The organism is Okeania sp. (assembly GCF_035285525.1).
Lineage (GTDB): Bacteria > Cyanobacteriota > Cyanobacteriia > Cyanobacteriales > Microcoleaceae > Trichodesmium.
This window is the reverse complement of record NZ_JAYKGW010000171.1, coordinates 31926-55234: the sequence shown is the minus strand read 5'-3', so window position 1 is coordinate 55234 and position 23309 is coordinate 31926. Positions and strand designations below refer to the sequence as shown.

The window sequence follows — 23309 nt, the reverse complement described above, 5'->3', positions numbered from 1 at the left end:
CGTCTATTGCTCAAAACAACAATTTATCCTAGAAACCCGGTTTCTTTGCGTAAGTCCTAATTACTTTAACTTTCAGCAATGAGAAAATCTTCTGCTGTTAGCAAACCAGAAGCTACCCCCGAAACAATAGCCAAGCGTTCCGAGTTCAACTCAACCACAGTGTTTCCTGATTCTTCAGTTAAAGTCAAATCCTCAAAAGCAATACCATCTTCAAGCTGTAAGAAATCAATACCATCCTCAAAATCTAGAATCAGATTGCTGTTACCTGGAGCTAATACAAAGCGATCGCCACCCTGACCACCACTAAGAGTATTATCTCCCTCACCACCATCAATCAAATCATCCCCTTCATTACCTTCTAATAAGTCATTACCCTGATCGCCAAAGATAGTGTCGTTATCTGCACCTCCCAAAATACGATCAGAATCTTTACCACCATAAAGTAGATCGTCACCATCGCCACCATTAATAAAATCTAATCCACGATTACCATGAACTTCATCGTTACCCCCTTCACCTTCAATAGTATCATTGTCATTATTTCCATAAAGAAGGTCGTCACCGTCGCCTCCAATAATTAGGTCATTCCCTTTACCACCATAAGTAGTGTCCTCTCCTGCATTACCATAAAGCACATCGTCATCCCGCATACCGTAAAGCACATTATTGTCCGAACCGCCTGACAAAGTATTGCTACCATCAGTACCTATTGTAACTTGACCTGCTTCTACTTCCTCTTCTATAGACTCTTGTCCATCATTAGGGTCGAGAGTTGTCTGTTCTCCTGTTTCATCTTCTAGAGTTGAGGTATTTTCTGTATCTTCAGTCTCATCAGATATGGTACTTTCTGTATCTTCAGTCTCATCAGACGTAGTATCCTCTGTGTCTTGAGTTTCATCAGACGTCTCTGTATCTTCAGTCTCATCAGGTGTGGTAGTATCAGCAGCATCAATTTCATCATCTTGTTGTTGTGGCGAAGAGTCTTCCTGAATAGGGACAGTTGGTTCATCTTCAGTAACTGGAGGTACTCCCAAAGGATAAGCATATTGTAAGCCAAAGTCGCTCAATAATTCGTTAGTACCCCGAGGCAAAATATTGCTATTAAACTTATTAAAGTGGCGATCGTAAGCTTCCCCATAGTTACCCACAGCTTTAATTATTTGTACCGCGTAATCTTTAGGTAAACCTAGAGTTTCGCCTATATTTTCTTCTAAACCTAAGAAACGACGAATCTGGAGATTTTCGCTATTAGCAATAACATCATCTACATTTTCTTGAGTAATGCCAAATTCTTCTGCTTGTACCAGAGTATGAGTCACCCATCGGACAACATCTGCCCAGTCTGACTGATTTTCATCAATCACTAATGCTAAAGGTTCTTTAGACAAGACTTCATTTAAGATGCGATGTTCCGAAGGATTAGAAAAATCATTAATCCTGGTAGCAATAATCGTTAAATCTGTTGCTAGGGCATCTATTTCATTACTTTCATAGGCAGCAAACAGGTCCTTATTGCTGTTAAATTCTACGGGAACAAAGGTACCTCCTATTTTTGCCAAGTTATCTTCCAGATTTTGCTTAGTAGTCCTTTCTGCTACCACTCCTATTCTCAGACCATTTAACATGGGCAAAGAAGTGATACCACTATTATTTCTGACTAATATTCCTTGTCCGGTATAGAGATAGGTAGGACCGTAGTCGATACCTAAACCTGCATCTCGTACTAAGTTGTGGGAAACAGCCATTGCCGAAACATCTACTTTACCATTGGCTACATTGGGGAAACCCTTAGCAAAATCCTGTTCCACAAAATTAACTCGATCAGGATCGCCAAATAAAGCTGCTGCTAATGCGCGACCTAAATCAACATCAAAGCCTTGCCATTCTCCTTCTCTTTGTTCACCAAAACCAGGACTATTACCAGGGAGACCTACATTTACCACACCACGCTCCAATATTTCCTGCAGAAGACCTCGTTCATCATTATTAATCAATTCTGATGAAATTGTTGTACCGGAGAAAGGTAGTGAGTAATGTAAACCTTCGTTAGTCCAGAGATGGTTGCGTTTACGTTCTAAACCAGGGAAAACACGTTTATATATTTCATCGTAATTACCAACAGATTTAATTACATTTTCTGCGAAGTCTGCGGGTAAACCGAGGGTTTCCCCTAAATTACCTTCTAAATTGCCACCTAATCCTAAGAAGCGACGTATAGCTGGGTCTTGGCTATCGGCTTTCACTTGGTCAATGTTTTTAGAGGTAATGGCAAATTCTTCAGCTTGAATAGGTACATAAGTTACCCAACGCACCACATCTGCCCACTCTGATTCATTTTCTGGCAGGATTGGTGCTAAAGGTCCTTCCGAAATTTCTTCGTCTAGTATTTTGTGGTTGTCGGGATTAGAGAAAGTGGGAATCAAGCTTGCTAAAACAGTACGATCGCTTGCTACTGCATCTATCTCACCGTTATCATAAGATACAAATATATCTTGCTTGCTACTAAAGCTTATGATCTCAACTTCTATACTATTTTCGGCTAAGAAATCTTTGAGATTTTGCTCCGTAGTCGAACCGGCAAATACACCAATAGTCAAACCTTGGAGTTCTTGAGCATTATCAATATCCCTATCAGCTTTAACAATTATTGCATCGTTATCATAAAAGCGAACTGGAGCAAAGTCAATATCTAATAGAGCATCTCTGACTAGGTTGTAAGTTGCTCCCGAATCTAGAATATCAACTTCTTTGTTAGCTACTGCTTCAAACCCTTGGTTAAAGTCTAAAAGTACATACTCAACTGCATTCTCATCACCAAACAGGGCACTTGCTAATGTTTTACCCAATTCAGCACCTGTTCCCCGCGCTGTTCCATCTTCTAGTTCCTCATAAACTACGGGATTATTTACAACTCCCACTTTGACAACACCCCTCTGTAATATTTCTGCGAACAAATTGGCTGGTTCTTTACGAGAGACAATATTAGAAGATGTTGATGGTTCTTCTGCTTCAGCGCCCTCTGTTTCTTGGATTGTAACTTTAGGACTAACCGGAGTTTTCAGAGTTTTAGTGTTTTTGATTTCCAGAATTTCTGATAAATATGAGAAGTAGTTGTAGCTAACTCCTTCATTTTGGATCAGAGCAATTTGTTGCTTTTGGAAATACAAGTAACCATTGAGGAATTGGAAATCCTCCAGGGTAGGATTGTTGAAACCAGCAGAGTCAATAATAATTTTGTCACCCTGAGTCGGATCGAAGTCAACTACTATATCTAATCCTTCCTCTGGAGATTTTAAGACAAAGTAATCTGCCCCATCACCTCCATTGACTACATCTTGACCTTCGCCACCAGTGATGACATCGTTACCAACACCGCCTTGTATCCAGTCATTATTAGCATCACCAGAAATATTATCATTGCCTGTATCACCAGAAATATTGTCATTGCCTGCACCACCAGAAATATTGTCATCATCTGCACCACCATAAATGTCATCGTTATCTGCACCACCGGAAATTCTATCTACCCCAGAACCCCCATGAATTTGGTCATTTCCTTGGTTTCCTTGAAGGAGGTCATCGCCATAGTTGCCTTCAACAACATCTGAACCAGTTCCACCAATAATGGTGTCATTGCCATGACTACCTTGGAGGACATCTGCACCTGCCTTACCCTTGATAGAGTCGTTACCATAATTACCACTCAAGGTGTCTTGTTTTTTTGTGCCCACTAAAGTATCATCGTCAACTGTTCCTGGTTTCCATATTCCTTCTGGTTGATCTCCAGTTGTTAGTTCTTCATCATCAATAATCCGAACCACAGCAGTTTGCATTTCCGAATCTATGACAAAACTTTCCGCTGCGTACCGGAGATTCAAAGTGATAAATTCTGTTAGCTCGCTAATCTCATCGTTTTCGGGAGAGATAGTTATAGTTTTTTGAGTTTCTCCTGGTTCTATGTAAATTTCGGAACCACCATTAGGTAGTCCTACTATTTGATAATCTTCCCCTTCGGTAGCAGTACCGGAAATATTGTAGAGAATATTCACACCTTGATTTGGTGCTGGTTCTCCTAATTCAATAACGATGTCAATAGTTTTACCAGTGTTTTCATCTATCTCCCCATCTCCTGTGGAGTAAACTTTGACCTTGCGAGTATCACTAATGAGTTGTGGCTCCAACCGGTTGCTTTCTTCTAGCTGGGTTGTAAATTGCTCTTGTGCAGTTTCGGGAGTTGATTTGCCCGCAGCAAGTTCTTTTGTGATTTTCGTCAGTTCTCCTTGGGTAGATCGCTTAACGGGAGCAACAGTTGGCATCACCAGTTCGAGACTTTGTTTTTCTGCTGCGGTTGCCATTTCATCAATGAGGGCGTTAGCTTCAGCCACCATTTCGGCTACTGTTTCGATGATATCAGCAGATATCTCTTCACCATTGGCAATATCTGGTTTAGTGCCTTCTTCTTCTTCACCATTGGCAATATCTGGTTTAGTGCTTTGTGCAGCAATTTCTTTTAATATAAATTCTACATCCTCAGCATTGCTGAGGTCGAAACTTACTTTCTCAGATGTCAATGCTTCAGCTAACCCTTGAGTGACGATTTTCTCTAAGTAGATAGAATCAATTTCAGAATTAACACCTTGAACCAAAGCGTTAGCATGAACGATGATATTTTGCAATTCCACATGAGCTAGATAAAATTCTACACCTACTTTCTGGACTAACCCTTGGTCGTCACCAATATCAGCTATGGGGTCGTTGTCTGCTAAACTTCCTCCTTTTGGTAAATCTAATTTCTCAGTCATCAGTTTGTCGGCTGCTTTGTTAGATGCTACATATTCTTCTTGGACTAAAAACTTTTGTAGGTTAGTTAGAGGTGTTAGCACTGCAGATTCTACGCTGCCCACCATTTGAGTGGTAATGTTCACGCCACTGGAAGTATCGACACCCCCCATGGCAACTATTTGCCCTTCTTCTGCATCCAATTTTCCATTGCCGTTAGTATCGTAGTATTCGATGTCAAATTCTAGGTTGTAGTTACCATTGCTATCAGTGACGGTGACAGGTTCATTGTCGTCTAGTAATCCGTTGAGGTTGGCATCTAGGAAGATAGTGGCATCAGCAATATAACTGGTAGAATATTTGCCACCAATAGCGGAAGCACTAGCACCTGATTTGTCGATACGGAATTCTGCTAAGTTGAAACGAGCAAATTCTTTCTCCCAAACTGTTCCCAAACCAAAAACTTTAGCTTCTCCTTTGAGGTAAGCATCGATCTTACCGTAAAGCTCAAATAAGGATAATGGGTCGTTAATTCGAGAAAGAATTTCCGAACCTCGGATTTTACCATCGTTTTTACCAGTTTTCTCGCCCACATCTTCGACATCAAAACTAACATTGCCATCAACACCACCTTTTACTTCAGCAGAGGCGGCTAATATGCTGACATTCACGCCTGCACTAATGTCACCGTCCAAACTGAACTCCGGCTTATCCTTGCCGTCTTTGTCAAAGTCGTCTAAGTAGAAACCATCAAATACTAAATAAGCTTTAGCAGGATCGAAATTATATTTTTTCCACCATTGATTAACACCGTAAGTATCAAAACCAATGGCTAGGTCTGTTTTCGCCGTAATACCTCCTCCTAATTTGCCGGAAATTAGAGGCGGAGTCCAAAAGGGGAAACTTTGGCTGAGTTCAAAACCAAATTCAAGATCGGGAATATCATACTTAATCAAATCCACATTTTTTCCTAAAAGCAAGTAAGCTGCATTGATAGGTTTCTCAATCAAAGGAATAGAAATTCCTTCTAAAGAACTAAATGACTTATAAGCCTCATTTTCTTTTGCTTGTTCTTCTGGTGTAGATTTATCTTTCGATTTATCCTCGGATGTGTCTTTCGATTTATCATCTGTATCTAACTTAATGGAGTCACTCTTCTTGCTGGCATCATCAGCATCATCCTGACTTGCAGCTTTAAAATCATCTAGATTGTAGCTTCCTAAAGGAATTCTTTTATTGCCTTCCTGCTTATTTAAAGCATCAACTGTATCAACTATTCCGCTGACAGTCTTGGCAAATGTAATTGCTGTTTGTATTTTTTTGTTTTCAGGAAGTAGTGTTTCCGCAATCTCTAATATAGATACACCTGGTTTTCCATCTTTATCAAACTTGCTTTCTAACTTTAATTTGGACAGTAACTTAGTATCAGCTTGTAGAGCTTTAATAACTGGCTTAATCGGATCGATAATTCTGTCAACTTCAACGACTACAGGTTTAGCAAGGTCGCTCAAGAAGGTGCCGAGGTCGATTTCGAGATTATTGAAGGCAATATCGAAACCTCGATCATCTGCTTCTTCCTGACTGCCATAGTTAAATAAAGGTAGATCGGCAGCGATATCAACATTAAAAGAAGGGAAAGCTGAGTTACCTTCTATGCTCGTCTTGGTTTTTAATCCCAGATTGGCATCACCCTTAAATTCATAGTTAAATAAATCTGTAAAACTGTATTCGTCGTTGGTGGCGACTACTCCTAAGTCTGCTATGGTTAGGCGATCGCCATCCTCTATAGCTGCTAATTTCCATTTATCGTTTTCGCGCTCTAACCGGATAGCTCCTAGCACTGGCACTCCCAATTGCAATCCAATATCACCAGAGCTTAATTTGCTAACTGCAATATCTCCCGATACCTCTAACCCTGAAGCTGTTGCCTCTATACCTGGTAACAAATCGGCAATTTCTGTAAAATCATCAAAAGAGTCTTTAGGTAAAGTCAGTGTCCCGGTTCCTGAAAAATCGAAGCTCTTATTTTTATCTGTCCCTTTGACGCTAAGATTGGGGTTTTTCAAACTTAAATTTAATCCATCTGGTAAATTTAACCCTACGAAGTCTGCAAAGTCTTTGACAGCAATTTCGCCATCAACACTTAAACTCTTCTCAGTGGGACTGATTGTCGCATCAACTATCCATTTTGGTAAATTACTACTGCTTAATCCTAGTCCGCTAGCAACGACATTAGCGATATCTCCTATTGGGAAGTTATCAACCTTAAAAGTAGTTTGCCCTTTAGCATCTTTGGCGTAGCTAATAGATTTGCTCGTATCTGAGAAACTGTATTTAGTTTCTCCCCCTAGAGTTGTGTAGCTTAAGGTAGGTTTATTAACTTTCCAAGAAACATCATAATTAATGAGCGGTTTCATAAACTTGCCAAAATCTACAGTGCCATCTAAAACTATTTCTTTCTTATTGGGGCTGATTTCAACATCAAGGTTCCCTTTAAAGACTTCACTAGCACCAGAGATGCCCAGATCAGTGTCAATCCATTCGCTTAATTTACCAATGGGGAAATGATCTACGATAAACTCATAATCGTTATTAGATTTTTTGGTGTAGCTAATTGATGACTCATCTGCCAGGGTGAAACTATATTTTGTCTCAGAGTCATCCTTGCTGTAAGTCAGACTAGGTTTATTTAAGCTGAGGGAAGGAATTGGTAAATTAGGATCGTTAGCTGCTGCCTTCACCACAGCACTCAGGTCTAACTCGTCATCAAATTTGACTTCATAACCACCATCTGTTAAGTCTTTATAACTGACATCGGCGTTATTTATCTTACCGCTGATATCATAATTATTTACCTCTTGCTCGCCTTTGGTGACTTTGGTAATTTTAATTACTGCATCATCTACTTTGGCATCTATAGGTAACTCGACTTTGGTGGTATCTTTGACAAATTTCTGCAAATCAAAATTATCTAGTTTGACTTCATAACCACCATCTGTTAAGTCTTTATAACTGACATCGGCGTTATTGAATTTACCTGTAATATCGTAGGATGCTTTACCATCTGTATCTTTAGTGATATTGAATTTGGCATCATCAATTTTTAAGTCTATGGGCAAAGTCACGGTGGTAGCTTTTTCCACAAAGTCTTTCAAGTCAAACTCTTTAATTCCTAGTTCATATCCACCATTGGCTAAGTCTTTGTATGTAACATCGGCATTATTGAATTTACCCTGAATATCATAACTATTAACTTTCTTACCATCTTTGGTACTTTGAGTAACGTTTAATACCGCGCCAGTTATTTCTAAGTCAATGGGTAACTGAATAGTAGTTACTTCCTTAACTAATGCTTTGAGGTCAAAATTATCAATACTAAGCTTATAACTACCATCTGCAGTAGTTAGTTCAACTGTTACATTAGTTGGTAATGTAACACTGAGTTCGTTAATACCCAATTCTGATAAACGGTTAGTTAGGGCATTTCCAGTTAAAGTTTCTGTTGAAGTTGTTGTCCCGCTGCGACGTTGAATTAAAGGCCGATCGCTAGTTTGAGATTCTTGAGTTGCCTCTTCTTCAGTTTCTGAAGTCGTTCCAGACTCACTAACTAACTTAGAATCATCATTATTTTTTTGTTGTTTTTTGTTCTTATTCTGAGATTTTTTACGAGAAACAGTTTCTTCTAATTCCTCACTCTCAGAAAGTTCCGACTCACCTACAGTTTTGCCCTCTGATTTTTTCGGTTTATTCTTGAGTTTCTGAGACTTTTCAGCAGAAATTGTTTCTTCTAATTCCTCACTCTCAGAAAGTTCCGACTCACCTACAGTTTTGCCCTCTGATTTTTTCAGTTTATTCTTGAGTTTCTGAGACTTTTCAGAAGAAATTGTTTCTTCTAATTCCTCACTCTCAGAAAGTTCCGACTCACCTACAGTTTTGCCCTCTGATTTTTTCAGTTTATCTGGGTTCTCTGATTTTTTGCTAGTAGCTTTTTCTACTTCTTTTGATAACTTATCTTTGCTTAACTCAGTTACCTCAACTGTCCCTAATCCTTGATCTACTTTTTCTGCATCAGCAATCTTATTCTCAATAGCTGCCTCTTCAGTAGCAATCTTCTCTGCTAAAATTTCGTCGTTTTCTAGAGAAGTAGATGCAGGAACGTCAATTACTAAACCACTATCAGTAATTAAACTCTTTTGAACGATAGTAGTAGTGGGCTTCTTTGTCTCATCAGTGTCCTTCTTGATATCATCAACGTCATTTAGAGTCGCTGTAAAACTAACCTGTAAAGCTGTAGGGTTTTCTGGATCGTCGGTGAACTCTAAAGCCAAGAATCCTAAGCCGCCACGACCCTTGAAGTCTTTTAAATCAACTTTGATGCCTGTATCAAGAAAGGTGTTGTAGATCGGTTTGCCATCTTTATCCTTAATCTCATCGCCATTTTCATCTTTCTTAGTACCAGTGTCTAGGTAGAAACCAAACTGTTTGTGGATGCCAAAGGTTAAAGACATATCGAAATTGAAAGCAGCCCGTAGATCCCCTTCAGTTTGTAATCCCAGGGCGGGTATCCCTAAATTAGCATCTAGGGGTAGACGGTATTCTTGTTGTTTGCTTAAGTTGATACCGACGATCGTTTCTAGTTCGTTAATTTCGGTAGTAACGTTGAAGAATTCTAAACCTAACTTGCCGAGAACATTTTCGATGGTTTCCTTCAACTTTTCGGAAGTAAGTTGGGTTTGAGATTCCGTATCTTTAGCGAGGGCATTACCCAGATCGCCGATAATACTGGGATTTTTGCCCTTGAGTTTACCAACTAAAGGCAGGGACAATTCGTCGATGCTATCTTGTAGTAAACCTAAGCCTTCCTTCATACCTTGGGCTGTTTCTTTAGCATTGAGAACTCGGTCAACTACTTCTATGGTTTGATTGGGTACGAAAATTTCGTTGTAATTATTATCGCTGCTGGTAACTTCATACTGAATCGAAGTGTTGTGGAAGATACCAGGTTCAGATACCAAATCTTGACTGCCAGCAACGGTTACAGTTTGGAGCTTGAACCAATCTTCTGGCTGAATAGTGATGGATGTGGTTTCTTTTTTAACTTTCTCAACTTTACTGTTAATTGCTATTTCTTGTTTTTGACCATTGACTTCAAGAACAAGCTTGTAATTACCACTTGCATCTCGATCTAACTCATATAGATTAACTTTTCGCAGTTCGTTCCAGTTGCCCGACTTCTTCTCCCCAGTAACTTTATTGACAACCGCAGTTTCATCAGCAGTAAAAGTAATTTCTTGTAGGGGACGACTTTTATCGGTGGGATCTAAATCGTTGGCATCATAGATTTTTACCGTGACATTCTTACTAGGTTTCTCTTTGAGCTTGATGTCAAAGGCTACGGCATCGCCCCGGTCTGTGTTGACTAAACTGTTGAGCTTGATATCAAATGTTTGGTCATCTACCTTCGGTTCCGATGTAGCGAAATTGTAGGTAGTTTTTTCTACTTCAACTTCTGTGGGTGCTACAGGATCGACAAATTCTATCTCGGCACCAGGAGTTAACTTTAGGGTTACAGGTGCGTTAGGTTCGCTGAGGAGAGAAACAGCAAAAGTTGCTGTTTTTTCTTCGGCAACAGTGGTATTTTCTCCCACTTGGACGATCCTCACTCCAGGAGTGTCGTCATCTTGAATGACTAATGTTGCTTCTGTCTCTTCTGGGTTTTCGGCTTTGATTTGATAGCCTTCTCCTTCTAGGAGTTTGACTTGGATTGTTTCTCCAGCAACTTTCGCCTTGGCACCTACGAGAATATTGTCAGCATCTTCATCGTTAACTTCAACTGCCACGGTAGCTGTCAAACGACTATCCGTGACTTGAAATTTCTGACCGCTAGATATTTTTCCTGATATGTCATCAGAAAATTTTAATGTACTATCTGCAAATATTTCTGGGGTTTCAGCTTTAAGAGGAGCATTTACACTCAGAGAATAATCGTTGGTACTACCACTATATCCATACACTTCAATATAGTAATCACCTGCTGGTAAACCATCTAAACTAATATTCTCTACTGTCCTTCCACTAAAATTACTATAACGAATAACCTGATTAATATTCTCTTTTTTGTATAAGCGGATATCTAAATCGCCTAAACCTTCACCACTACTTGATGGAGTCATTTTTATATTGTGCTTGCTGGTACCTGTTTCCAAAAGAGTGAATTTGTACCAGTCTTTATCATTTGAAGAAATACTGAGATTCTCAAAAGACAAATTATCTGAACCAGTTAATATGCTAGCAGAATCAGAAGTATCATTAGGTTCCTGCAAATTTTCTTCTTTGGTTAACGTAACAGTCAAGGGAATCTGAACGTCTAAATTGAGCTTGGTTTTACCATTGCTGGTATCACCTTTCGTAACTTTTGTTACCTCTAAATCCAAATCCTCCACTAACTTATCGTCAATGGGCACAACAATGACGTTATTCTGCACCTCTCCGGGAGCAATACGAACAGAACCTTGTTTGGACGAATTTTTGTTAGTTACTTTATAATCACCCAGTTGTTTATTCTCTTGTAGCGTAGCTGTACCACCAACAATTTCATAGTTAACTTTAATCCCCGTGGAGCCATTTCTATTAGGCACTGGAGCATCTAGCTTAATAGTAAAGTAACCAGGTTCGGAAGATAATTCTGCAGCAGTAGGACCAGATATAATCTTGGCAGTGGGTAGATCGTCGTCTACTATCTGTACATCTAGGGGTTTGAGATCATTTTCCAGTGTCTCGTATTGATAACCTTCGTCAGCGATCACTAAATCGTATTCAATCTTTGACTTTTCAGGACTGAATATTTCTAGGTAATATTCGCCCCTTTCTAAACCATCCAGTTTGACTTCACTACTGCTGGTTTTAACAGCGTTTTCTAAGTCGTCTTCTTTGTAAATTTTAAACTCAAGGTTGTCTTTGTTACCTTCAGTAATATTAAGTCGGACAAAATCTTCGGTAGTAGCAGCGTCAGTGAGAGTAAACTTAAACCAATCCCGGTCTGTTCCTGCTACCCCCAAATTTTTCCAGGTATAACCTCCTTGGATTTCTCCTAAGTCGATCGCCCCCTCAGAATTATCGTTAACCGCTTTCGACTCAAAGTCTTTGTATTTCCCACTCTCAACTTCAAATTCAATCTGACTTTCATGGATAAATTCTACAATGTTATCATCGAAGGCGCTGACTCGAACCACTTGTTCCACATCCCAGTTAGTTTCGTCGAAAGTCAGGGTCATGCGATCGCCAAAATTTTCATCATTGAGACGAATTTGGTCGTTTTGAGGATCGGCAATTACTCGTACTTCTCCTGTCGGTTTGGTAGAGAGCTGAACTTTGTAAATATTTTCCCGTCCTTCTGCTACCCCATCAGTAATTTTCGTAATTTCCAGTTGGGCATTATCTGCGTCATCATTATTTGTTAACTGAATTGGTTCAACTTCCAAACCGCGATATTGACGATCTTCACTTTGAACGGTAGTTATAATTTTGTAGGGAACATTATTATCGTCAATCTCGTCGTCAACGCCACTAACAAAAAACTCTTGAGGTTTGTCCCAGTTATCGGGGGTAAATTCTAGTTGAATAACCTCAGCTTTTTGAGCGATTGGGATTTCTACCTTTGCTAGTCCCCAGTTATCATAACCATTACCATCATGGCTTACTTGTCGCCAACGTAACTGAGTTTTCGGAGTTCGTGCTTCTGGAGGAATTTCTTGCTCAATGGTAGTCCATTCTGCGTAGTCTTCTGTATCGTAACGAGCAATTACAGACCAGCTACTACCGCCATTGGTGGAATATTCCAGAATTACGTCCTCACCATCCTCCGCAGCTTCGCCACCATTACTATTATTACCAAAAATCAGATCGAATGCAACCTTGTCTACATTCGTCCCGTTCAATTCCTCAGTAGTCGCTTGACGGACACCATTACCATCAAAGAACCTTGCGCCTTGGCGAGCAGGGAATTTATTAGGATTCTTGCCATTCTCGACTTCTAACTCAAGTTTTTTAGATTTGCTTGTTCCTAACAAAGCTTCTGTAGCATCGTTACTACCAAAATAAACTTGAACTACATCTGTTGGTTTGCTATCAAGTTTTACAGTATAAGTTAGAGTCTTGCCCTTTTCTGATTCTGAAGTAGTTGTGTCTGTTTGTTTGGGGGTGACAGTCACGCCAGCATTGTCGTCATCACCAATAGTTAATTCTACTTGGTTTGACTTACTATCCACTTCATACTTATTATTTTCATTAATACCGTTTTCTAGGGTGAATTTGAAACTTTCTCCCTCTCCCTCATCTACTCGATCCTGGATAGGTTGAATCGTAACTTCTTTAGTTTTTTCTCCAGCTTTAAAGGTGACTGCTTGGAATTGTTCCAGGTACTCAATTCCTTCATTTGGCGTACCGATAAATGCGTCTGTATCTCCATCCTCATCTAAATCTGTTAAAGCCAAAGCGCTACCAGGATCGATAGTGATACCAGGTAAGATTTGACCATTTTTCACAGTAAAATTCGGGCTGCTAGAGTTACTGTTTTGTAGATACTTAATCTCGCCCTCACTGTTGATAGCAATGATATCTAAATCGTTGTCAAAATCCCAATCAATTAATTGTGGCATGGCGTTATTGCCTAGCTTGGTGATTTCATTGCCAGAATTAGATTTAAAGATTGGTTTGGTAGCCGTCCCCTCATTGAAATAGTAGGTAACAGAACCATTTCCTGCCCCCAATACTAAATCTGGTAAGCGATCGCCGTTTAAGTCTCCAAAGGTAGGTACGCTGTTATTATTAGCTTTAATGCTACTGAAGGGATTAGTTAAATCGGCGATCGCATCCGCACTGAGGAAAAGAGTATTGGTAGAATTGCTCTTATTCACAAAGTAACTGAGATTCCCGTCACCTGCCCCTACTACTAAATCTAATTTACTGTCGTTATTAATATCGCTTAAAGCCGGAGCAGCATTGCTACCGACTTTGATATTATTGAAAGGATTATTAGCACCACTCCTGGCTTGTAAATTACCAATACCAAGGTTTTCAAAATATTTGATAGTGCCATCTGCAGTACCTACTACTGCGTCCGTATCTCCATCACCATCAACATCTCCAAAAGCTGGTTTGGCAGAGTTGCCGGGACTTTCTTCGCCGAAGGGATTATCAAATAATTGAGTTTTATTATTGTCGTCAGCTATAGAGTTAATAAATAGCTTATTACCGAGTTTATAGTCTTCTCCCTCTGTAGCAGTATTGTCGTCATAAGCACTAAACTGAACTGTTACTGTTTCCCCTTCAGGAACTGGTTCACTGAGGCTAATTTCTACTTTACCCGCCTTGGTTTCTGTCATTTGCTCAATGACTTTAACGCTAGCGGTTGGTTTCTTAACTGCTTCTGTTTCTCCCGTGCCGTCTATATCAGTATTGGTGACAGTAATTTTTGTTGTTTCATACTTAGGCTCGTCGCTTGTATCTTTGAAATAAATATTGTATTTTACATCCTTTTCATCTTTGTCGTTTTCCGGATCTGGTTTACCAGTAATGGTGACATCCTGATATTCATCCCAATTATTGGGGGTAAATGTCAAGTTAGTAGGAGTGACTTCCCCTTCCGTGGTGTCAACCTCTGATAATTCTACCGTGACATTGGCATTGGGGGCTTTGGGCAGGCGTACCCCTACTGTTTCCGACGTGCCCTCTTCGGAGGTTGTGACTTCATTGAATGATACAGTGTAGGAAGTGCTTTTCTCTCCTGTTTCCGGGTCTGTTACTTCAATTTTATTCGCCAGTTCGATGTTGCTGTTCTCATCTGTATTAGTGACGGGAATTACGGTAGTTTTGTCGTTGTAATTAACATCGTCGCTCTCTGCTGTGACAGCAATTTCGTATTCTACATCCCCATCATTTTCTGAGTCTGGTTTGCCAGTAATAGTGACATCCTGATATTCATCCCAATTATTGGTGGTAAATGTCAGGTTAGTAGGAGTGACTTCCCCTTCTGTGGTGTCGGGGTTGGATAATTTGAGGGTGACATCGGCACTGGGGCGACTGGGCAGGCGCACGCCTACTGTCTCTGATGTGCCGTCTTCAGAGGTGTTGACAGGAGTAAAAGTTGAGGTGTAGCTACTGGTTTCTTCACCTGTAGATTCTACTTTATTAGCAAGTTCGATGTTGGTACTGTCATTGTCAGCTATTTCGACAGTTGCCGAATCGAATTCGGGATTAACGGTATAGAATACATTTTGATAGCGCTGACTGTAGATACCGTAGTTGGAACCATCTTGACCCTGAGATTCCCAAGCAACAATAAAGTCACCATTTGCTAATGTTGTTATTGCCGAGTTTCTTTGAGCGTTATTAGTATAAGTGTTAACTTGGAATTCATCCCCTACTTTATTACCATCAGCATTGTAGCGCTGACCGTAAACACCGCTGGCAGAGCCATCTTGATTTCCACCAGAATTCCAAGTAACAACAAAGCCTCCATTTGGCAGTGCTGTTACTTCTGAACTATGTTGGTTGCCTATGGTGTAAGTATTAACTTGGAATTCATTCCCTACTTTATTACCATCAGCATCGTAACGTTGACCGTAAACACCTGTTATATCTCCATCTTGATCGCTAGAATTCCAAGTAACGACAAAGCCTCCATTTGTCAGTGCTGTTACTGCTGAATGATCTTGCCAGCTTGTGGTGTAAGTATTAACTTGGAATTCATTCCCTACTTTGTTACCATCAGCATCGTAACGTTGACCGTAAACACCGGTGCCATCGCCATCTTGACCGCGAGAATGCCAAGTAACAACAAAGCCTCCATTTGGCAGTGCTGTTACTGCTGAATTTTCTTGACTGCTTTTGGTGTAAGTATTAACTAGGAATTCATTCCCTACTTTATTACCATCAGCATCGTAACGTTGACCGTAAATACCGGTGCCAGAGCCATCTTGATCGCTAGAATTCCAAGTAACGACAAAGTCTCCATTTGTCAGCGCTGTTACTGCTGGTTTCCATTGCGCGTTTATGGTGCGAGTATTGACTTGGAATTCATTCCCTGCTTTATTACCGTTAGCATCGTAACGTTGACCGTAAATACCGTTGCCAGAGCCATCTTGACCGACAGAATCCCAAGTAACAACAAAGCCTCCATTTGGCAGTGCTGTTACGGCTGGACGTTCTTGCCAATTTGTGGTGTAAGTATTAACTTGGAATTCATTCCCAACTTTGTTACTATCAGCATCGTAACGTTGACCGTAAATACCGTAGTCAGAGCCATCCTGATTATAAGACTGCCAAATAATAACAAAGCCACCGTTGGATAATGCTGTTACTACTGGTTTTAGTTGATGACTATTTGTGTAAGTGTTAACTTGGAATTCTGCGCCAACTGTGGGCAGAGGCTGGACCAGGCTAATTTCTACTGTTTCTTTGTCTTCTAAAATATTGTCATCTACTGCTGCCACAGGTAAAATAACCTGGGTTTCTCCAGCCTCTACTATAATAGTATCAGGTAGCTCTTCATAATCTTCTTTGGTGGTAGCAGTACCCTCTACCGTATATTTAACCTCTAACCCTCCTTCTGGTGCTGGGGCGTTCAAATTAACAATAAATTCCCCTGGTTGGTTATCTCCCTCGCGAACATCTCGTCCTTTGTTGATGCTAACTTCTGGGGTAACAGGAATTAGGTCTGCTGTGCTACCTTCTTCTGTTTGTATCAGTTGGGGTGGGGTAGCGGTAACTGGGATACTGCCACTTTGGTTGCCATCTTTGTTGCTGTAGCTATAACTTAGGGTTGAACTTGTTGTCAAATCATCTATGGTAATAGTTTGCGCTCGATCCCAGTTGCTATTATCGAAATTTACTTGTTTTCCACTAACAGTAACGGCAACCTTCTCATTGTCATCACTAAATAAACCAGCCAGTTTAACTTTAATTGTAGCTTGGCCGTTACCATCGACATATAAAGGATTATTAGTGTCGATGGGGCGATCGAATTTATCTAGGAAGAGCGCCTTTTCTTGATATGCACCATTATCTATAATCTTGACCAGACGAGTTTCGTTATTTGAATCTACTCGGTAGTTAGTATTTGTATTGCTACTACCCGCCTCATTATCAAAATTATGGGGTTTTAAGGTAATGGTAAGTTCTTCGTCTGTTTCTTCCAGTGCATCGGGATTAGCTACAATATAAATCCGACCAGAAGTTTCGCCCTGGGGAATAATAATTCCATCTCGTTCTGAGTTGCCATCGGTGGATACTTTGCGATAGCGAGAGTTGAAGTAATCTTCATTTTGCTTGGCGGTACTGTTGATATCGTAATTCACCCAAAGACCTTGGGGAGCTTCAAAAGGCCGATCCAAGTTGACTTCTATGTAACCGATCTGTGGCGCGGGATTATTGATATAATTAGCTACCTGAACGTTGGCCAATCCCCAGTTATCCCCACTTCCATCGTCACGAATTTGTCGCCAGCGGAATTCAGTCTTGTCAGCCCGAGCATTTTCTGGGAGGGTTTCTTGGATAGCAGTCCACTGGGTGTAATTTTCCGTGTCGTAAATAGCGAGTTGCTGCCATTTATTACCACCATCGGTAGAATATTCCAGAACGACATCTTTTCCTTCGTCTGCTGCTTCTCCACCATTAGTACCATCACTAAAAATCAGGTCGAAAGTAATATTGTCAACAACCGTCGTATCGAAAGCACGAGTAGTTACCTGACGTTTCCCCTCACCTGTAAAATATAGAGTTTTACCCAGATTTTTGCCATCGGGGTTGGCCTGAGAATCAATAAATTGACTTTCGTTGTTACCATTATTAGGGGTAATAAATATATTGTCAACGTAAGTCCCGTGGTTGTCGTTACTAGAACTGTCGTTAGTGTTGTTCTCAAAACTCCAATAACCAATTAACCCTGTTTCTTCTCCAGTTAGGGGAGTCACCATCGCATTTTGAATTTCCCCAGGAGTCCGGGCCACATTCCACAGACGGACTTCATCTATGGCACCTTGGAAGTAGTCACTTTCTCCATTGCGCCCTATATCAAATTGTTGGCTGTTGTCCGGTTTTTTGCCTTTGTATTTATCTGTGGAAACTATTTCGACACCATTGACATAGATTTTATAATCCGTACCATCAAAGGTAGCAGCTAAATGGTTCCAACTATTGGGGTTGAGTACGTTATCTGGAGAGAACAACTCGTGATAAACTTCCCCATCGCCAAAAGCTGCCTTGACTCCTTGTTTCTTAGTTATCCAGAGACGAGGAAAAGCCTTTTGATTATTAGTTTGATAAGTCCCATCACCAAAAATAGCTTGCTCGCCACTACCAGTAACATCAACCCAAGCTTCTTGAGTAAATTTGCCGTTACTGCTGAGGTCTAATTTATCGCTACTAGGAACCCTGACATAACCCTCACCATCTAGTGCGAGAGCTTTACCCAACTCTTGAATAGTGCTGCCAAAACCAAAGCCTTCTTCTGGGTTGACAACTTTACCCAGGGAGATTGTAGGTTCGTTGTCTTTGATGGTGAAGGTTCCAGTATTTTTACTACTATTAATTTTGTAGTATTGCTTGTTAGCGGAGGTAGATTCTGCGTGGTCTAACAGAGTAATTGTTACTGTTTCATCTGGTTCCCAGAGTTCGTCATTAATAGGTTGGACTCGAAGTTTGATGGTTTTAGTGTTAGCAGGAACTTTAACTGTATGGATGTCAGGCTTAGCTTTGTCGGTGCCAGGTTTTAGATAATTGCTTCCCTCTAACTCTAAGCTTTTGCCATTTTCATTTAAGGCATCGTAAAACAGTTTATAATCAGAGTCAGCACTTGGATTGCGGAGAGTTCCATGTTTGGCAGTACCTTCGACTTGGAATTTTAGCTCAAATTCTTGGGGATTGACTTTTGTGAAGTTAATAGTAAATTCACCTGTTGCACCTGCTTCTTCTATTATTCCAGTTGAGGTAATATCAATTTCCGGTTCGTCATCTTCTACGTTAATATTAACAGTATTATTATCGGCAAGTTGATAATATGATAAATTTGGAGCGACAGATATCTGGAAACTTTCATCGTTTATTACATCTGTATTCTTAATGGCAGTTACGGGAACATCAACAGAAGTTTGTCCTGCTGGAACAGTTATAGGGTCAATCCTCAGATGCAAACTACCAGTAGTATTGAATGTAACTGGGGTGGTTTCTTGGAAACCTCCATCACTTATCTTTAACGTCAGATTTGTCTTCCCTTGCTCTGCTTCTTTTAAAGTTTCTCCTCCTCCTTCAAGGGAGACTTTCATATCATTGTCTATAATCTCAGCAGTTGCTGTGGTATTGCTTCCTAGTAAATAGGCAGGATTACCTGGTTTGAGAGTAAATGTTAGTGTTTCTGAGCTTTCATAGACACTATCATTTTTAATCGGTATTTTAACTATGGTTTCTCGGCTGCCTCTAGGAATCTGCCTGCCAAAATAACTTTGACCGTCTTTGGTAGTATACTGTCCGTTCCAACTAAAATTCAAGTCAATGTCATAAGGTGCTGTTTTATCAGCCGTAACTTGAAATTGTGCATATCCACTTCTCTCACTAGACTCAGAATTTAATGGTGTAATAGAAAGCTTAGGAGGGTTATAAGGAACAAATAAGCCCGATAGATTTCTGCTATCACTACGTCCAGGTCCATCTACGGTAAAATCTATCGAAGCATCGCCCTTCCTTTCAAAATAACTGACCTTTGTTTTATAAGCTGTACCCTCCTGGAAATATTCACTACTACTCTTCCCGTCTCCTAGTGTGTACCATCCACTATCTATGTCAAACCATTCATTTCCGTTGGTATCTATTTGAAATCGAACCACATCATCAGCTTTATACGAAAATTTATAAGTTCCCGACTCTGGGGGAACGAAATATCCTTCCCAGACTGCGGAAAAGAAATCTGGATCTTCTCTAGGAACACCATGATTAAAGCCACCCCAATCCTGAGAAATTATATTGGTATTGAACTTAACACTATCCCCAGTAAAATCTTCATTACTATATAAAGTAGCTTTCAGTCCGGTTTCGGGTATTTTTTCTATTTTAATAGCACTAGCTATATCGTTAAAATTATTCTCTAACTTACTATTATTTCCCAGAAAAATAATTGAATCGGATCTTTGTGTATTATCTTTGTAAAGAGTTGCTTTATATCCTTCCTCGACTTTGATAGAGCTAGTGCTATCGTTGCCGACATCTCCAAAATTTGTATAAAATCCTTCACTATAGAAAGACTTACTCCACCCTTGGTAGTTAGAATCTTTGTAAATAGTAACAGGATCCAACACCCCAGCAAAATTAGCCCTCACCTCCGGCAGCAAAGCCGATCGCGCCTCTATATCCCCCGTTTTAAACTCCAAATCCCAATCACCCCCACGGACACTACTCCCCGTCAAATCCTCAGAAGCAGCCACATCACGCCTAGTAATCCGACTCAACTCCTCCACAAAAGTCTTACCATCCCCAGAGGCCACATTACACCCATAAAGGAGAAAATCCCCACCATTAGTCATAGCTTTGCCCCAGGTATCCAACTGGGCACTATAATCCTGCAAATTGCTACTATCCAACTTACTGTTACCCAAATACAAGGCTCCTTCTGACCCGTGGGACAATATTTGGATATTCTTGAGATTCTGACGTTGAGCCAAAACATTAGTAATTACTTCAATGCCATTCTGACTGCCATTAATCAGAATTATTTCAGTATTATTACGGTCTATACCCTCCATTAACTGTTGGTAGTTGGAAATACTGGTATCTAGGAAAACTAGGGATTTAGGTTGGTTGTCCATCTTGTTCTATAAGAGTGTTATGGGATGATTTATATGCAGTTGTTGGGGCAATACTATCAATTAATATAATTATTATCAATAACAAAATGGAAAAAATTTAGCTTACAATTGCTGTAGCATATACCAGGCATGGATTTTAGCCTTGCTTTTTTTGTGATGCAAAATATATTTCAATGCGTATTATTTAATATTTTCAATAGACATCTCCAAAAATAAAAAATTAAATCAATTCTTATCCATAAATTATCAATTATTTCTTCCTGTTCCCAGTTAAGTGTTCCCAGTTAAGTGTTCCCTCTTTTCTGGAGATGTCTAATGATAATAATTTTTATAGAGGATATTAAGTAAAAATGCATACTACATAAACTATCGATATTAATTATTAATAATGGAACCTGTAATCCATTTTCATTGGTTCAGGACTTACGCAGCGACCCTAGATATAGTGCTTAAAACTATTGTGCAATAGTTTTTTAACCCTATATATACAGGACTTACCCATGAGGAAAGCCATCTCAAATACCTAAAACTCGTTCATCATGCGTAAGTCCTGGATAAAATTAAAGATTGTAGGGGTTTGGTCTCCAAACCCTCTACAAACTAGGACTTTTCGCACTTTTTTGAAAGTAAAAATTTAACTCCCAAATTATCAATTATCAATTAATTATCGTCGTTGCCACCAAATTATTCCACCTATTGAAAAAGCTAAAATAGGCAAAATTAAAATTGCCATCCAACCTAAAAATCTAGCTTCTACTAAACTCATAGCAATGCGACGGTTTGTAGCTTTTTTCGGACTAATAGAAAGTGTTTTTTGTTCTGGTTTACTTAACCAAGAAACTGAGTTCAGAAAAACATCTCCATTCAGTTGTTGTTGAAACCAACCATTTGTGGCAAACAGAGAATTTCCTAATACTACTAAACGTGCTTCTTCTGATTTATCTTCTGATTTTGCGTCTTGACTTTTTTCCCCATTACTATTACTAGAACGAGTCAAAGCTATCCCTATAGACAATGGTCCAGTACCATCTTTATCCTCATCAAATGTTAATTCACCCTTTAAATCTGTTTCTGCCCAACTTTGGTCATTAGTCCAAATGAGAGGACTTTCTTCTATTCCTTCTACTTCTTGAGTTTGTATCGGACGAGCAAAGGCATATAATGAAATACCATTACCAAAACTTTGAGTAATAGGATGTTCTCCATATCGAGTCACTAATACTACCCAGGGGTCAAGACCTACTAATCGCCCAATATTTGGATTATCTATTGCTAGGCGATCGTCAATTAATACACCCCATTCTGTAAATAAATTATCTAATCCTGGCTCGGTGCTTGGATCTAACATTATTAATACACCGCCACCTTGGTTTAAATATTTTTGTAAAGCAGTAACTTCTGCTTCTAAAAATTTTCTTTGCGGACCTGCAATAATCACAACATCTGCATCTTCTGGCACTTGAGAAATTGTTGCCAAATTGATAGATTGGACTAGAGAATTTTTATTTTCTAGAGCATTAATAGCTTCAGTAAAACCTTCTTGACCTTCTTTTAATTCTCGTTCTCCATGACCTTGAATTAAGTAGATTTTTAAAGTCTTGCCACCAAGAATTTTTTCGATACTATTTGTTAGTTTAGATTCTGTTAAAAGTTCTATTGGTCTACTTATAATAACTTCTCTTTTATCTCCAACTTCTAAATGAATTTCTCCTAATTGTTTGACTCCAAATTTACTAACTTTTCCTGGTTGTGTTTGAGGGTCTATTAATTCAAATGTAAATTTACCATTTCCTTGGATTTGATAGTTTTTTATTAGTTGGGAATATTGAGGATTTTCCCCTCGGTCGAATATCCAAAGTTTGACTGGTTGTTGGAGGTTTTTTAATACTTGTATAGTTTGGGGTGATAGTGTAAATCTTTGATTTTCAGTAAGGTCTATTCTAATTTGATAACGAACTGCTAGAAAGTTAATTAATGCCAATATTATTAGTACCGAAATAGTGGCAAAAAGTGCATTTGTACCTGCTTCAGTTGCTCGACTTTTCCACCAAGTATTGGTTGATTTTTTTTCTAAAGAATAAACTTGATAAAAAATCCATAAACCAGCTATTACTATTCCAACAGTTATTAAAGTTAATGGTATTGGTTCCCAAGTTCCTGACACAAAACCTGCTGATATACCGATAATAATTAAAATTGGTCCTAACCAAAATAAATAATTCCAAGTACCTTTAATAATTTTCATATTTTAAGAAAGAAGAAAGAAGAAATAAGGAAGATTTTTATACAAAAATAAAATAGGATTACTATAGCTGATAGCTGACTGGTGAATGCTAATTGCTTACATTGTACCTTTGATAATTTTCATATTATCTTTATGAATAATTGATAATGAATATATATAGCAATCCGTCCATAGGTTGCGACAAGTCAAAAAAGTAAATAAAACTTTTGAAACTCTTACCTGTTCTTAGTTAAGTGTTCCCTAAAAAGCAGTAAGATTTTTGCCACGAACAAAATAGGATTCCTATAGCAATATTAAATCATCCATCAGAAAAAACTGTAGGGGTTTGGTTTCCAAATCCCTTGGCACTTTGGTTTGGAGACCAAACCCCTACGATAAAATCTTGCAATTTATTTAGGATTGCTATAGTAAGGTTTATCTTGATTAATTAA

The 23309-nt window shown here is 39.3% G+C and carries 2 protein-coding genes; both read right to left on the bottom strand.

Features of this window, described 5'->3' with window-relative positions; translation table 11 throughout:
* Positions 1 to 65: 65 nt before the first annotated feature.
* Entirely contained in the window at positions 66 to 20633 is a 20568-nt protein-coding gene (locus tag VKJ25_RS16355) for a DUF4347 domain-containing protein (RefSeq protein ID WP_324237703.1), read from the bottom strand.
* A gap of 664 nt (positions 20634 to 21297) precedes the next feature.
* Positions 21298 to 22878 (bottom strand): GldG family protein, encoded by a 1581-nt coding sequence (locus VKJ25_RS16350; protein WP_324237702.1) that lies wholly within the window; start codon positions 22876 to 22878, stop codon positions 21298 to 21300.
* Positions 22879 to 23309 lie beyond the last annotated feature (431 nt).

Bases quoted from the DNA above. Each gene is read 5' to 3' on its own strand.
- VKJ25_RS16355 (WP_324237703.1), bottom strand. From the start codon at position 20,633: ATGGACAACCAACCTAAATCCCTAGTTTTCCTAGATACCAGTATTTCC.
- VKJ25_RS16350 (WP_324237702.1), bottom strand. From the start codon at position 22,878: ATGAAAATTATTAAAGGTACTTGGAATTATTTATTTTGGTTAGGACCA.